This is a genomic window from Candidatus Thioglobus sp. NP1, assembly GCF_003326015.1.
GTDB classification, from domain to species: domain Bacteria; phylum Pseudomonadota; class Gammaproteobacteria; order PS1; family Pseudothioglobaceae; genus Pseudothioglobus; species Pseudothioglobus singularis_A.
In genome coordinates this window covers 503,177-518,586 of record NZ_CP023860.1, presented here as the reverse complement: position 1 = coordinate 518,586, position 15,410 = coordinate 503,177, and the positions used below count along the sequence as shown (strand labels likewise).

15 protein-coding genes and 1 other RNA gene are annotated in these 15,410 nt (G+C 35.8%); 3 read left to right on the top strand and 13 right to left on the bottom strand.

What is annotated here, in order from left to right; translation table 11 throughout:
• Positions 1-49: 49 nt before the first annotated feature.
• Genes CRN91_RS02645 through CRN91_RS02630 form a run of 4 tightly spaced genes read right to left on the bottom strand, consistent with a single transcriptional unit; the run spans position 50 to position 5,851 of the window.
• Positions 50-814: a dimethylarginine dimethylaminohydrolase family protein gene (locus CRN91_RS02645; RefSeq protein ID WP_114114901.1), complete on the bottom strand. Its 765-nt coding sequence runs from the start codon at positions 812-814 to the stop codon at positions 50-52.
• A 22-nt stretch (positions 815-836) separates the two neighbouring features.
• The gene (locus CRN91_RS02640; RefSeq protein WP_114114900.1) at positions 837-2,105 is read right to left on the bottom strand and encodes a valine--pyruvate transaminase; all 1,269 of its coding nucleotides are present in this window, start codon (positions 2,103-2,105) and stop codon (positions 837-839) included.
• 20 nt (positions 2,106-2,125) lie between these two features.
• On the bottom strand, positions 2,126-3,304 hold the full coding sequence (locus tag CRN91_RS02635; protein ID WP_114114899.1) for a M20 aminoacylase family protein: 1,179 nt from the start codon (positions 3,302-3,304) through the stop codon (positions 2,126-2,128).
• Positions 3,305-3,325: 21 nt separating this feature from the next.
• Entirely contained in the window at positions 3,326-5,851 is a 2,526-nt protein-coding gene (locus CRN91_RS02630) for a GcvT family protein (protein ID WP_114114898.1), read from the bottom strand.
• 136 nt (positions 5,852-5,987) lie between these two features.
• Here CRN91_RS02630 and CRN91_RS02625 point away from each other — a divergent pair, with 136 nt between their 5' ends.
• The gene (locus tag CRN91_RS02625) at positions 5,988-6,287 is read left to right on the top strand and encodes a virulence factor (RefSeq protein ID WP_114114897.1); all 300 of its coding nucleotides are present in this window, start codon (positions 5,988-5,990) and stop codon (positions 6,285-6,287) included.
• Positions 6,288-6,294: 7 nt separating this feature from the next.
• Here CRN91_RS02625 and CRN91_RS02620 read toward each other — a convergent pair whose 3' ends face one another.
• Both CRN91_RS02620 and CRN91_RS02615 read right to left on the bottom strand, forming a co-directional pair.
• The gene (locus CRN91_RS02620; RefSeq protein WP_114114896.1) at positions 6,295-7,419 is read right to left on the bottom strand and encodes an amino acid kinase family protein; all 1,125 of its coding nucleotides are present in this window, start codon (positions 7,417-7,419) and stop codon (positions 6,295-6,297) included.
• 102 nt (positions 7,420-7,521) lie between these two features.
• Positions 7,522-8,109: a MarC family protein gene (locus CRN91_RS02615; RefSeq protein ID WP_114114895.1), complete on the bottom strand. Its 588-nt coding sequence runs from the start codon at positions 8,107-8,109 to the stop codon at positions 7,522-7,524.
• 161 nt (positions 8,110-8,270) lie between these two features.
• Here CRN91_RS02615 and ssrS point away from each other — a divergent pair.
• Positions 8,271-8,452, top strand: a non-coding RNA gene (gene ssrS / locus CRN91_RS02610) — 6S RNA.
• A 72-nt stretch (positions 8,453-8,524) separates the two neighbouring features.
• On the top strand, positions 8,525-9,082 hold the full coding sequence (locus CRN91_RS02605) for a 5-formyltetrahydrofolate cyclo-ligase (protein ID WP_254424961.1): 558 nt from the start codon (positions 8,525-8,527) through the stop codon (positions 9,080-9,082).
• A gap of 4 nt (positions 9,083-9,086) precedes the next feature.
• Here the strand turns inward: CRN91_RS02605 and CRN91_RS02600 are convergent, their stop codons facing one another.
• From CRN91_RS02600 to lptB, 7 genes are all read right to left on the bottom strand, one after another.
• The gene (locus CRN91_RS02600) at positions 9,087-10,247 is read right to left on the bottom strand and encodes an FAD-dependent oxidoreductase (RefSeq protein WP_114114894.1); all 1,161 of its coding nucleotides are present in this window, start codon (positions 10,245-10,247) and stop codon (positions 9,087-9,089) included.
• Positions 10,248-11,564 carry a metalloprotease PmbA gene (pmbA, locus tag CRN91_RS02595; protein ID WP_114114893.1) on the bottom strand — a complete coding sequence of 439 codons (1,317 nt, stop codon included), beginning with the start codon at positions 11,562-11,564 and terminating at the stop codon, positions 10,248-10,250.
• 44 nt (positions 11,565-11,608) lie between these two features.
• Entirely contained in the window at positions 11,609-12,475 is an 867-nt protein-coding gene (locus CRN91_RS02590) for a CorC family transporter (protein WP_114114892.1), read from the bottom strand.
• 32 nt (positions 12,476-12,507) lie between these two features.
• Positions 12,508-12,813: an RnfH family protein gene (locus CRN91_RS02585; protein ID WP_114114891.1), complete on the bottom strand. Its 306-nt coding sequence runs from the start codon at positions 12,811-12,813 to the stop codon at positions 12,508-12,510.
• Positions 12,803-13,540, bottom strand: coding sequence for a 1-(5-phosphoribosyl)-5-[(5-phosphoribosylamino)methylideneamino]imidazole-4-carboxamide isomerase (gene hisA, locus CRN91_RS02580; protein WP_114114890.1), 738 nt, complete (start codon positions 13,538-13,540; stop codon positions 12,803-12,805). Before hisA ends, CRN91_RS02585 begins: the two co-directional genes overlap by 11 nt.
• Positions 13,541-13,642: 102 nt before the next feature.
• Positions 13,643-14,665, bottom strand: a complete 1,023-nt coding sequence (gene tsaD / locus CRN91_RS02575; protein ID WP_114114889.1) for a tRNA (adenosine(37)-N6)-threonylcarbamoyltransferase complex transferase subunit TsaD — start codon at positions 14,663-14,665, stop codon at positions 13,643-13,645.
• The gene (gene lptB / locus CRN91_RS02570) at positions 14,658-15,389 is read right to left on the bottom strand and encodes an LPS export ABC transporter ATP-binding protein (protein WP_114114888.1); all 732 of its coding nucleotides are present in this window, start codon (positions 15,387-15,389) and stop codon (positions 14,658-14,660) included. The genes tsaD and lptB overlap by 8 nt, the downstream gene beginning before the upstream one ends.
• Between the last annotated feature and the right edge of the window lie 21 nt (positions 15,390-15,410).

Sequence of the window (15,410 nt, the reverse complement as noted above, 5' to 3'; positions counted from 1 at the left end):
GAACTATGTAAATACATTGTAATTACATTATATATTTTTGCGAAATTTACTAGTATCTTAAAGATAAACAGCTTAAGCCACCATCAAGTTTCTTAAATTCTGAAACATCGACTTCTATTACATTGAATCCTGATCCAGAAATCCTTTCATTTGATATTGGGTATCCGGATGGAATAATTACCCTTTCATTTACCCAAATGCAATTAGCTGCATAGCTTTCTTCTTTCGGTATTTCAATAAAATCATAGTCTTTAAATATAGGGTCATTTATAAACTCACCACAAATCACTAACTTATTATTTTCTAGATAAGACAATCCTGTTTTAAGATGAAGCACCTCATTTAATGTAACTGTTGATCCTGTCATACCATATTTCTTAAGAATACCAATAGTCTGTTCAGCACCACTGCGATTTGTTCTATCAGAAAGTCCTATATAAAAATGACTACCAACCATCATTACATCACCAGCCTCAATAGTTCCTGGCGCCTCTATAACTTCAACATTTAAAAATTCATTTCTTAAAACTGAATCTATCTTAGTAATCTCAGCTCTTCTAGTTGGGGCTCCTGGGCGCGTAATAATTGCACAATGAGGAGTTATAAGAGCAACATCCTCTATAAAAGTTGAATCAGGGTACTCTTCACATGGCTCCAGCACTGTAACTTCAAGGCCGCATAGTTTCAAAGCTTCAATATATAATTTATGCTGAGTGATAGCCTCATCATAGTTTGGTAAACCTAGACTCTTTGAGTCACTTAAACCATGAATTAGACTCTTTCCAGGAATTCTAACTATTGCCTTAGTAAACATATATTTTTCTCATAAACACACCTTATTTTTGAGACGATTTAACATGATTATAAATAACCTCAAGTCCCTTTTTAAGAACCAATTCATCTTTCGCATAGTTTATTCTAATGCATTGATGCTTATGATCCCAATCATCATCAATACCAATAAAAAAATCTTGACCAGGAACTATAAAAACATCATCAGCCTTTAGATTATTGTAAAGCTGTTCTGATGTTATTGATAAATTTGGAAACCAAAGCCACATAAAAAAAGCTCCCTCAAGCTTGTGAAGGTAGCCATCGACATCTTTAAAAACACTTTCAAAAAGCTTAACTGCAGTTAATGCTTTTTCTTTATAGTAAGGCCTTATAACGTCATCACAAAGTTGCAATAGCTCATTATCCCTTATCATTCTTGTCAATAAACTTGGCCCAACACTGCTTGGGGCCAGCACCATGATTCCACTTATTCTACTGAGAGCCTCGACGGTTTCGTGTTCAGCGATAATTATTCCAGTTCTTAAGCCTGGAAGACCAAGTTTTGAAAGAGACATACATAAAATCATATTAGTATTCCACTTCAATGTTGCTTTAGTATAAACGGCTCCTGGAAAAGGTTGTCCATATGCATTATCAATGATTAATGGAACTCCATACTCTTTTGAAATTAAATCTAATTGATTAAGCTCATCGTCTGAAATAACATTTCCAGTTGGATTAGTAGGACGTGAAATGCAGATTGCACCAATATCATCAGAACTCATAACATTAATCAATTCCTCAAAATCAATTTTATATTTAAATTGCTTATCATTAAGCATACAGATTTCAGGCTTAATTGAGACAAACATTTCTTCAGAAATTCCTTGATCAGCATAACCTATGTATTCTGGAACAATCGGTAATAGAATTTTTTTATGAGTTCCATCCTCCATTTCTCCTCCATATAAATTGAAGAGACTAAAAAAACTACTTTGAGAGCCATTGGTGATAACAATATTTTTTTCATCTAAGCCCCAACCATAATGATTATTAAACATCATTACTAGCTCAGCTATAAACTCTTCACTACCTTGAGGACCATCATAGAAGCCAATCATTTGATTAATACTAGAGCTTGAAATGAGTTTTTCAAGTTCAGAAATAAATTTATCGTTTGCAGCTGAAATAATTGCAGGATTACCGCCACCTAGCATAATGGTATTTGGATTATTACTATGTTTAGCATTTCCAAGATCAGACATTAACTGAGTAATACCATTTTTTCTAGAAAATCTTTTACCAAACTTTGAGAAATTTCTTGAAGCCATTTTTATAAAACTAATCCATCTTATTTCAGGATATTTTGAACCAATTGAACCCAGTAACTACTTCCAAAAGGTAGAATTTCATCATTAAAGTCGTATTGAGTGTTATGTAACATGCATCCTCCAGCAGGACTATCTTCAGGAACCAGTCCATTACCAATCCATATATAAGCTCCTTCTGATGCATTTAATAAGAATGAAAAGTCTTCTGAACCCATACTAGGTGGTTCATTTCTATGAACATTTTTTTCTCCAACCACCATTCCAGCAGCCTTGGCACAGATTTCAGCATGTTTTGGTGTATTAATAGTTGCAGGATAATTTGGTATAGACTCAAATGTTGCTGAAGCCCCCATTGATTGGCTCAAACCTTCGACAATATTCTTTATTTTTTCTTTTACTTCATCCCCAACATCTTTTGAAAAATACCTAAGTGAGCCAGTAAGATTCATTTCATTAGGAATGACGTTTGATACAAAGCCAGCATCAACCATAGTTATACTAATAACTGCTGAATTAAGTGGTGCAACGTTTCTAGAGACAACACTTTGAATGGCATTAATAATTTGCGCTCCAATGACAACAGGATCAATACATTGTTCAGGCATGGCTGCATGGCCACCTTTACCTACAATACAAATTTTAAGTGTTTCATTTGCAGCCATAACAGCTGCATCATGAACTGCAAACTGTCCCTTATCCATCCCAGGCCAATTATGCATTCCATAAACTGCTTGACATGGAAACTTATCATATATTCCTTCTTCAACCATTACTCGCCCTCCACCCCCACCTTCTTCAGCAGGTTGAAAGATCATATAGACGGTTCCAGCAAAATCATTGTGCTCCTTGAGGTAAACTGCCGCACCAAGAAGCATTGTTGAGTGCCCATCATGACCACATGCATGCATCTTTCCCTCATGGATTGACTTATGGCTAAATTTATTTTTTTCCTGTATTGGAAGTGCATCCATATCAGCACGAAGTCCAATCGACCCACCCTTTCTATTACCATGAATAGTAGCAACAATTCCTGTTACAGCAAGTCCTCGATGTATTTCAATATCATGGGATTGCAAAACTGAAGCAATATAATCACTAGTTATCTCTTCTTTAAAACTAAGCTCAGGTCGCTGATGGAGATGATGTCTCCAAGTGACCATATTGTTATGTAAATCAGATTTTTTTTCAATTATTGACATAAAATTATAATACTCTTAAAGTTATGCTCTCAAGCATTCATTAGCTGGATCAAAAGGAGACTCTTCAATAACTATCGCTTTATGCTTTTCACCCAGAATCTCAATTTCAAGTTCTGTTCCAATAGTAGCAAGCTCAAGCTTAACTAGGCCAAGTGCGAGTGATTTATTACATCTCCAACCAAATCCACCAGAGGTTGCTCTTCCAACAACTTCATCATCTTTATAAATTGCCTCAGAACCTCTTGCATCAGCATCAGTAACTCCTTGAACCTCTAAAGTTACAAAACCATTTGAAGCGCCTTTATCTTGCCATTTTGCTAATGCAGTTTTTCCTATAAAGTCAACTTCTTTATCTAACCTTACAAAACGATCAAGCCCAGATTCATATGCCGAATACTCAATTGACATCTCTCTAGGAATTAGGCGGTAAGACTTTTCAAGACGCATACTATCCATAGCACGAATCCCAAAAGGCTTTATATCAAACTCTGCTCCAGCCTTCATTACTTCATCAAAAATATAGTTCTGCATTTCAATTGGATGATGCAACTCCCAACCTAATTCTCCAACAAAGTTTACTCTGAGTGCTTGAGCACTTGCAAAACCAACATTAATCTTCTTACCAGTAAGCCATTTAAAGTTTGCATTCGATAAATTGGTATCTGTTAGTTTTTGGAGTACATCACGAGATTTTGGTCCCGCCAAAACTAATACACCAGTATTTGTTGTAACTCTTTGAACATGGACAGTTCCATCTTTTGGTGCTAACTTAAATAAATAATCATGGTCATGAGTTTCAAATGCTCCAGCAGATACTAAATAATAACTTTGAGATCCAGTTTTATAGACGGTGAATTCTGCACGCACTCCACCATTTAGGGCAAGCATATGAACTAAACTAATGCGGCCAATAGCTTGTGGCATTTTATTTGCGAATATCGATTCTAACCATGCCTCAGCTCCAGAACCATTAACCACACATTTTGCAAACGCAGACATATCTAAAAGTCCAACTTTTTCATTGACATGCTTACATTCATTTCCAACATGCTCAAAATAGTTTGAACGACGAAAAGAATTTTTTTCAACAATACGACCGTCATCTAAAGCTTTGGAATGATTTTTATTAAGAATAACTTTGGCAGGATCAGCTTGATTTAAGTCTTCAGCAGTAAGTGAATAGTCAGCACTTGGCATAAACCAATTAGGACGCTCCCACCCATAGACTGATCCAAAAACTGCTCCCAATGCCTTCATGCGATCATAACAAGGTGCTGTCTTTAAAGGTCTTGCTGCACTTCGCTCCTCATCAGGGTAATGCGTTGTAAAAACATTTGCATAAGCCTCTTCATTTTTTTCTTTTAGATACCCTCTAGTAGCATATGGTCCAAAACGACGGGGATCAACACCCATCATATCTACTGTCGGCTCACCATCAACAATCCACTCAGCTAGCTGCCAACCTGCGCCTCCTGCAGCAGTTATTCCAAAGCTATGGCCTTCATTTAACCAAAAATTTTTCAAACCAGGAGCTGGCCCAACAATCGGATTTCCGTCTGGGGTATAAGCAATTGCACCATTATAAATTTCTTTAATTCCAACTTCTCCAAAAGCAGGTACACGATTAATACATGCATCAATGTGAGGCATTAAGCGATCAAGCTCACCATTAAAGAGTTCATATTTACAATCATCGCTTGGACCATCAACATAACAAGCAGGTGCTCCTTTTTCATAGATACCTAGAATCATTCCACCTGCCTCTTCACGCAAATAATATGCTGCATCCGATTCACGCAATACTGCCATTTCTGGAAGACCTTGCTTTTTTCTTTCTAAAATATCTGGATGAGGCTCTGTAACAAGAAATTGATGCTCTACAGGAATAACCGGTACATCAAGACCGACCATTTCGCCAGTCTTTCTTGCAAAGCTTCCAGTACATGAAACGATATGTTCACATGCGATATCGCCCTTATCAGTCTTAACAACCCAAGTGCTATCAGATTGTTGCTCTAGAGCATTTACTGTTGTATTTTCATATATCTCAGCACCTCGATTTCTAGCGCCCTTGCATAGTGCTTGAGTTAAGTCAGCTGGTTGAATATAACCATCATCAGGATGTTGAATAGCTCCAAGTAGTCCCTCAGTATTACATAATGGCCAGATTTCTTTAATTTGCTCTGGTGTTAAGAATTTAACATTTACACCAACAGTACTTCCAACTCCAGCATAATATTTATATTCATCCATTCGATCTTGGCAATTAGCTAAACGTATATTGGAGACCACGCTAAAGCCAACATTCATTCCAGTTTCTTCTTGAAGTTTATGATAAAAATCCACAGAATATTGATGCAATTTACCAACAGAGTAACTCATATTAAAGAGTGGTAATAATCCAGCTGCATGCCATGTAGAGCCAGAAGTTAAATCTTTGCGCTCCAAAAGAACCACATCTGTCCAGCCTTTTTCAGCCAAATGATAGAGTGTTCCAGCACCAACAACACCACCTCCAATAACCACAACTTGTGCTTTACTTTTCATTACTCCCCCGAGGATAAGTCTTACTAGAAAAAAACGAATTATATACTCAAATTATAGCAATTTCATCTATTACTTGATGGTAGAATTTCTCAAAATTAATTTAGTCCATATTTTAATATTTTTTTTGGAGAATTTGATGAAGTTAACTGTAATTAAATGGCGTGATATCCCTACTCAAGTGATGATTAAAAAAAGCCGTAGAGAAGTTGAAAAACTGCAGCTTGATAATCGCTTTATGGAGGCAGTAGATTCTGCAGCTATGGCAGCAGGTGAAGTTGATGCAGATGCTTATCTAACAGACTGGAATAATGAATTAATTGAAATACCAGATGGCGATCTTAAAGAACCTGTTGCAATAAAAGCGGCAGAATTAGAATCAGAATTTTCCGATGAAATACTGACTAGTTATATTAATAATGGTGGCTACAAACCCTAAGATTTTTTTAGGTATATCTTCCATGTAGAAATTTTAAAGTTTCTCTAACTTTTACCTCTTTAAGAAGATAGCTAATAATATTATTAGGTGATTCCAAAAGTTCAGCATAATCAAGGTCTGCAGGTTTTTTAGAAACCTTATTATTGAATACAACTGAAATAGTAGCCCAATGCCTACTAAGTTTATAAAAACCTAATTTTTCTTCCAGTTGCGCTAATTTATCACTTAAATAAACATCATCATTAAGTAATAGTCGTTTTGAATCTATATTAACAACTCCATCAACATGACTTGCTGCCTTATGTTCAAGTGCGAACTCTACTAATACCATGCTTTCACGATGCGCAATTGCAACAACCTCTTTGCCTGAAGATTTATTATGATGAATTGTTGTGCCCTTAGAATCATTAAATGTGTTCCGTGCAACAATTGGTGTTTTTGTTTTTATAGATGCTGCAATTGCCCGCGGATGGATCACTCTTGAACCCTCATCTGCCATTGCTAACATCTGATCAACACTTATCGATTCTAAATAACTAGAGGACTCTACTTGTCGAGGATCACAATTTGCTATCCCGTTGACATCAGAGAATATTTCAACCTTTTCAGCACCTAAAGCAGCAGCTAATGCTACAGCAGAGGTATCACTCCCACCCCTTCCAAGTGTACGAATATCGCCTCTTTCATTGACGCCTTGAAATCCTGCAACTACAGCAATATCTCCTGCATCAAGTGACTCTACAATTCGTGATGGATTAACTTCTAATATTTCGGCGTTTCCAGCATTGTCATCTGTCAAAATTCCTGACTGCCTTCCATTAAATGAGACTGCAGGCATTCCATTGCAACTTAATAGATGCGCGCAAAATGCAGAACAAAGAGTTTCACCAACACTCATAACAAGATCTAGCTCTCTTGGATTTATATTATGACCAACATCTTTCAACAAAGCCACTAGAGTATCTGTTGCATAAGGCTCACCCTTTCGGCCCATAGCCGATACAACAACGACAACTCTTTCTCCTGAATCAGCATAGTGTTTGATATGACTCAAGACATGAGAACGAGAAATCTCGTCCCTAAGACTTGTGCCACCAAATTTCATCACTATAGGTGCTAAACTTTTTGCCATGTCAATCTTCAAAAAAAAGAGGCAATTATAGCTGGTGGGCTACAACATAGCAAATAAGAGCATCTTAGTTAAGAACCCAAACATAGCAAATTAATTTGTAAATTAGATATTAAATGTTTGTTTTATGCCATCTAGTATTAAATCAACTGATACGAGCATTAACAAAATACCCATTAATCGTTCAATTGCAAGAAGTGCTCGTTCACCAAGCTTTTGCGCTAAAGTTTCTGCAGAAACTAGAATTACCCCAGAGATAAAACATGCTACCACTACTGCTAATGCCCATTCAGGCCACATATTTGGCTCCTGAGCCATTAATAATATAACAGCAGCAATAGCAGAAGGACCAGCAATTAAAGGGATAGCTAAAGGCACTACGAGAGGTTCAATCATTTCATCATGAGTAGTCATTGCGTTTGCACCAGGGAAAATCATTTTGATAGCAATCAGAAATAACATAATACCTCCTGCAATTCCTAAAGAGGATTCTGAAATTTGAAGAGATTGCAGTATAAATCGTCCAATAAATAGAAAAAACAACAAAACGAATAATGCAATCAATAATTCTCTAATGATAATTTTTCTTCGTCTTTCAACTGGGATATTTTTAAGAATACTTAAAAAAACTGGAACATTACCAATTGGATCCATAATAATAATCAATAAAAAAATTGCTGACAAGAGCGTCATTATTTAAAGCCTATTAATCAAAAAAATAAGGTTTGTATTTTATATGAGTTATGTCTTTGAAATTTGTAAGAAATATGAATCAGTTTATTAAATTAAAACTCAAATTCTTTATATAAAAGATAAAAGTTCATTGCAATTAATAAGAGTTAATGTGATAATTAAATTATCTGTTGTGTTCGTGATTGATTTATTTCCCTGAGCCGATTAAGTATAGAAAAAGGAGATGAGATTGGTTACTTTTGTGTAAGCCTGCCTTGAAGTGGGAAACCTACGGTAAACATCGAACTTCCGCCTTGAACCAGAAAGGTTCAGGACCATGTCAACACGGCACAATGGACCCCATCCTAAAAATAATAAATTAATCTAAGTTAATTTTTATGCACTGCTAAAATTACTATATTGCAAAGAATTAGTAATGATGAAAGAACTTAGAAAACAACTCAGATTACTCCGCAAATCCATTGATGAAAAAACACGTAAGGAAGATGGTAGAAAAATCCTGCATCAATGTCAAAAAAATAAGCTTTTTGAAGGTGTCAAACATATTGCAATTTTTATTCCTAATGATGGTGAAATTGAGACAGAACATACTATTAAATTTTTAAAAGACAGAGGCTATTTTATTTACCTCCCAATTCTTGTTGGTGAAAAACTTAAATTTGCTGAAATGGGAGAGCATTTTAGAAAAAATAGATTTGGAATTGACGAGCCAATGCATACTCACATAATGGATGCTGAACAAATTGATCTTATCTTTATGCCACTTGTTGGGTTTGATAAAAATAAAAACCGTCTAGGAATGGGTGGTGGCTTCTATGATAAAACATTAAGCTTCAAACTGAAAAGTAAGAATTACCATGGACCAAAACTCTTCGGTCTTGCATTTGATTGTCAAGAAGTTGAGTATTTAGATGCACAGCCATGGGATGTTCCAGTTGATGGAATCGTAACGCCAACTCGTTTTTTAAACTAGCTTATTATTTAGATTGACCAAGAGCTTGTTTTTGAATCAATGACTTTAATATTGAGGATTCATCGATAAGGTTCATACCAAAGCCTCTGAGCCAGCGCATAGGTTCGTTGTTTTCTTTATAGATCCAATCTAGCCCAGTCATAGTTTTAGCCATTAGTTCATTATCAAGTCTTCGAGCTCTTGCATAGCGCCTAAGAATAGAGTGATCACCTAAAGGCTTCTCATCATTCAGGAGCTGATTATTAATCTCCTTAACATCTGAGAAACCTAAGTTGGCTCCCTGACCCGCAAGAGGATGGATGCTATGAGCAGCATCTCCTATAAGCGCAAGATTAGGCAATGAATATTCTTGAGCACTCCTTGCAATAAGTGGGAACATTTTTATGTCACTTTGCAACTCAAGACAACCAAATTGGTATTCCACTGCTTCTGACAATAGCTGGTTGAAATCTTTGGACTCTGATGCTTCTAACTTATCAGCAAGATGGTTTTTACATGACCATACAATTGAAGCTTGATTTTCTGAAAGTGGAAGTATAGCAACAATACTATCTGATAGAAATCGCTGCCAAGTCGTATCAAGAAAAGATTTTTCACTCTTGATATTAGCAATAATTGCTTTTTGTTCGTAATCAATACTTGAGACATTAATTGCAGCCAAGTCTCTAACCTTTGATTGGGGACCATCTGCCCCAATAACTAGCTTGCATGACAAACTTCTCTTATCATCAAGGATAACATCATAGCCAAAGTCGGTTTTTGATAATTTTTCTAGTTTTTGCTTAATAATTGCTATCTTATTATGATCGATATTTTCAAATATAGCAGATTGAATTACATCATTTTCAATAATGAAACCAAGACTATCAAGACCCTCATCCTCAGCATAAAAATTAAGATGGCCATGTGAATTTTGATCCCAAACCTTTGTAGCTACAAAGGCTTTTTTCCTTTTAATATCATCCCAAACATTAATTGAGCTTAAGTATTCTTGCGAAGATGGTGTAATAGCACTAACTCGAGTGTGGAATGAATTTTGTATTAAAGGATTACAATCATTTGGCTCAATAATTGCAATTGAGTAGTCTTTTTTTCTTGATAACTCCAAAGCGCATGCTAGGCCAATCATGCCGCCGCCAATGACGATGACATCAAACTCTTTCAATTAGCCCTCTCCAGCGATTGTCATTTCACTAATAAGTGTTGAGCCAACTTTAATATTACTTCTAGTATCAATGTCATTTCCAATAGAGGCAACATTTTTCAACATATCTTTTAAATTACCAGCGATAGTAATTCCAGAAACTGGGAATTGAATTTCACCATTTTCAACCCAAAATCCACTGGCGCCTCTTGAATAATCTCCAGTGGTTGCATTGATACCTTGTCCCATTAAATCCGTTACAATTAAACCTCTACTCATGTTGGCAGTGAGCTCTTCTATGCCACCATCAAAATTAGAGTTTATACAGCAGTTACTTACTCCACCAGAATTAGCAGTTGATTCAAGTCCAAGCTGATTTGCAGCATATTGACCCATTAGATAGCTTCTAACCCTGCCATTCTCAACAAAGTACTGCTTGTTCTTCAAAACCCCATCTTGGTCAAATGCTCTAGCACCAAGAGTCTTTATTTTTAGTGGATCTTCGAAGATACTTATTGATTCGGGTAGAACAATTTTTTCCAAAGAGCCTAAGAGAAAGGATGTTTTTTTATATTGTCTTGAGCCACTAAGTGCTCCAAGTAATTGTGAAAATAGTCCAGAGGCCTGTCTTGATGTAAAAATAATTGGACATTTTTGAGACTTTAAGCTTCTTGATCCAAGTTTATCCTTAGCAAACTTAGCAGCTTTAAGTCCGATATCAGATGGCTTTGGAAGATCTTTTGAGTCTAGTGCAATACCATATTCATAAGCTGTTTGCATTTCATTATCTCTTTTGGCAATAAGAGAACAGTGGAGTGAATGCCTACTATTTTTTAATTTTGCGACTAATCCATTTGAATTTGAATAAATACTCTCACCTTCAAAACTTGATAATTCTGCACCATCCGAGTTATCAATTTCACTTTGCTCTAGTGCAGCTTGCTCACACTCTTTTGCAATCTCAATACTTTGTTTAGCATCTAGACTCCAGGGATGATATAAGTCAAGATCAGGAATATCCCATGCCATTCTTTCTTTAGGGGCTAGTCCATTAAAGGGATCTTCTTGAGTGTATTTAGCAATTAAACTTGCAGATTCAATGGCATTTTTTAAACTTTTTTTACTTAGATCTCCACTTGATGCCTGACCTTTATTTTTTCCAAAATATACGCTTACATCAAAACTAGTATCAAGGTGATACTCAAGTGTTTCAACATTTGATAAACGGATTGTCGTTGATACCCCAGAACTTTTTCCTAGAGAAAACTCAAAATCAGTCACCTTCTGTTGTTTAAGTAACTCTATAGCTAATTGGGTTGTTTGTTCAAGTGAATTCATAAAGCAGGATTATACTAATCTATTAAGCCTAAATAATAAAACAATTAAGAATCTACCCCTTCTGAGGTGCTATTAATATCTTTGCTAATTCTTTTAACTTCAAGTAAATAAAGTCTGCGAGTATCAGTTTTTAATACTTTAAAGTTAAACCCATGAAGATCAATTGCACTCATTTGCTCAGGTAGGAAGCTAAAACCAGCAATCACCAGTCCAGCAACAGTATCATAATCTTTATTGGATATATTTGATTCAAAATACTCATTAAATTCAACTAAAGTTGTACTCGCTTGAAGTAAATAACGTCCATCGCCATAGTCAATAATATTTTCTTCTTCCTTATCATGCTCGTCTTCAATCTCACCAACAATCTGCTCAATAACATCCTCTAAAGTAACTAATCCAGCTATTTCACCATATTCATCAAGGACCACTGCCATGTGTGATTTCTTTTGTTGAAATTCTCTAAGCAAAACCCCTAAAGGTTTACTTTCAGGAACTGAAAAAGCCTCTCTGAGGTATTCTTTATAGTTAAATTCATCTTTATTATCTTGAGAAAAGTGAGCTAACAAATCTTTTGCCAAAACAATACCTAAAATAGAGTCTTGCTCAATATTATGAATAGGGAATCGAGAGTGATAAGAACTAACCATGACCTCAAGCAACTCTTTGGTAGATGCTTCTGAATTAATCATTATCATTTTTGACCTAGGGACCATTACATCTCGCACCCTTAAGCTTTCAACTTGCATCGCACCTTCAATTACAGTTCTGCTGTAAGGATCAATAACAAGATTCTCCTCAGCCTGTTTCAAAGCTTGCATCAATTGTTCTCGAGGTTTTAAAGTTTTTGGAAAAAACTTATCAGCTAGTCTATTAAAAAATGTTGTACTGGGAGGTTTTTCTTCGCTCATTTACGTAATGATTATATTATGGGTTTTCTATTTTACCTTGAATTAGGAATTTTATCACTTTGCATTGCTTTGACCATCGCTGCACGCTCCTTACGAACTTCTTTTGGATCTGCAACTAACGATCGATATATTTCAACTCGATCTTTTTCTTGAAGAATAGTATCAAGTGAAGCAAATTTTGAAAAAATACCTACTCTATCTTTAGTAAGATCAATCTGCTTAAAACTTTCTAAGATACCTGAAGCCTCAATAGCGTCTTTTAGAGTAGATCCTCTTTTTACCTCTATAGTTAATAAACTTTGCTTATCAGCCAGGGCATAGGCTACTTCAACTATCATAAATATCACTCATCCTTTGAGCATCCTCAAAATTAAGCATACCTTCATAAATTGCCCTACCGGTTATTGCACCAATAATGCCATGATGTGTCTTCTTAAGAAGTAAAGAAATATCATCAAGATTTGTTATACCGCCTGATGCTATTATAGGAATATTAGTTTCTTTAGCAAGATTTGCAGTCGCCTCAACATTTACCCCTTGCATCATTCCGTCTCTAGCAATATCAGTATAAATAATTGAACTAACACCATATTGTTCATATTTTTTTGATAACTCAACAACGTTTATATCTGTTTGTTTTGCCCAGCCATCTGTTGCAACAAAGCCATTATTTGCATCCAGTCCAACAATTATTTTTCCAGGAAATTCTCTACATAAATCAGCTACAAAATTTGGATTTGTAACAGCCATAGTGCCAATAATAAGATAGCTTATGCCTGCATCAATATAAGCATTTGCAGTTTTTAAATCTCGAATTCCACCGCCAATTTGAACAGGCAAGTAGGGAAAGGCTTTGGTTATCCTATGGACACAATCAGCATTAACTGGCTTTCCTTCAAAAGCTCCATTTAGGTCAACAAGATGAAGTCTTCTTGCGCCCTTATCAACCCATTTAGATGCCATTTCAGAAGGATCATCTGAAAAAATAGTAGAATCCTCCATTAAACCCTGCTTCAATCGAACACATTGTCCATCTTTTAAATCAATTGCAGGAATAATTAGCATTTAGTTTTTTTAATAGATAAATTTTAATAGCTTAAGTTTAATATTATATGCATCTAAGTGATTTATTTAGTCGACTTTCAAGATTGATAAAGTTTACTTAAATTATATTGAGCTGAGTTCCTCTAGACTCCAACGGGGCTTAATTGAGATTTCATAGTCATCATTTCTTTGCCCAGACTGAAATCGATAATGACCAGCCAATGCGATCATTGCTCCATTATCAGTACAAAAGTCTTGTGCAGGATAGAAAACATCTGCATGAATTGTTTTAGTCATTTTATTCAAAGCATCTCTAAGTGATAAATTAGCACTAACACCTCCTGCAACAACCAAAGTTTTAAAGCCAGTTTTTTCAAGAGCTCGCTTGCATTTCATTACTAAAGTTTCTGTTGCTGCAACCTCAAAGGCTTTTGCAATATTTGCTTTTTCTTCAGGAAAGTTCGCAAATGTATTTCTTGCAAACGTTTTTAAGCCACTAAAACTAAAATCAAGTCCCGGCCTATCCGTCATTGGTCTTGGAAATAAAAATCTTCCCTCAACCCCCTCCTGTGCTAATTTTGCTAATGCCGGGCCGCCTGGATAACCTAAACCAAGAATTTTTGCAGTTTTATCAAAGGCCTCACCTACTGCATCATCAAGTGACTCACCCAGTATTTTATATTCTCCAATTGCTGTTACATCAACAAGCAAGGTATGTCCTCCAGAGACAAGCAGTGCAACAAATGGAAAGCTTGGCTTCTCTAATTCTAAAAGAGGGGCCAAAAGATGTCCCTCCATATGATGAATTCCTAATGCGGGAATATTAAGCCCCCAAGCAAGACTTTGAGCAATGGAGCCACCAACTAGAAGTGCGCCAGCTAAACCAGGACCTGCTGTATAGGCAATACCCGTTATGTCAGCTAGGTTAACATCACTTTCTTCAAGAGCTTCATTAATTAATGGCAGTGTTTTTTGGATATGATCTCTAGAAGCCAACTCAGGAACTACTCCACCAAACTCTGCATGCAATTCAATTTGAGAAAAGAGTTTATGAGAAATCAGCCCTTCTTCACTACTATAGATTCCAATTCCTGTCTCATCACAAGAAGATTCAATACCCAAAGTAATGAGCTTTGGATTAGCCACCTAACGCTTCACCTAAGTAAACTTTTTTAACTTGATCATTTGCCAAAATAGAGTCTTTATCACCCTCTGCAATTATCTTGCCATCATGTAAGACATAAGAATGATTACAGGTGTCCAACATTTCTCGATAGTTATGATCTGTAATCAAAATACCTATACCTTTATCTCTGAGTTGATAAATAATTTCTTGGATATCTCCAACTGATATTGGATCAATTCCTGCAAAAGGTTCATCTAATAAAATAAACTTTGGATCCATTGCTAGTGACCTCGCTATCTCAACCCTTCTTCTCTCTCCACCAGATAAAGTTATGCCTTGAATATGACGAACATGTCCAACCTTAAATTCAGCTAAGAGCTCTTCCAATCTTTCTTTTCTGGATTTTATAGGTATTGATTTATTCATTTCCAGCACAGCCATAATATTATCTTCAACACTTAACTTTCGAAAAATTGAAGGCTCCTGTGGAAGGTAACCAAGACCTAGATTGGCACGTTTATGCATGGGCATATGACCAATAGATTTTTGGTTAAGAATGATTTCGCCCTTGTTTGACCTAACAAGCCCACATGTAATATAAAAACAAGTTGTTTTGCCCGCTCCATTTGGACCTAATAAGCCAACGATTTCTCCACCTTTTACTGAAAATGAGACATCATTAACTACAACTCGCCTTGCATATTTCTTATAAATATTTTTAACTTCTAATATATGTTCTGACATTCGATTTTAATGTTTAATATG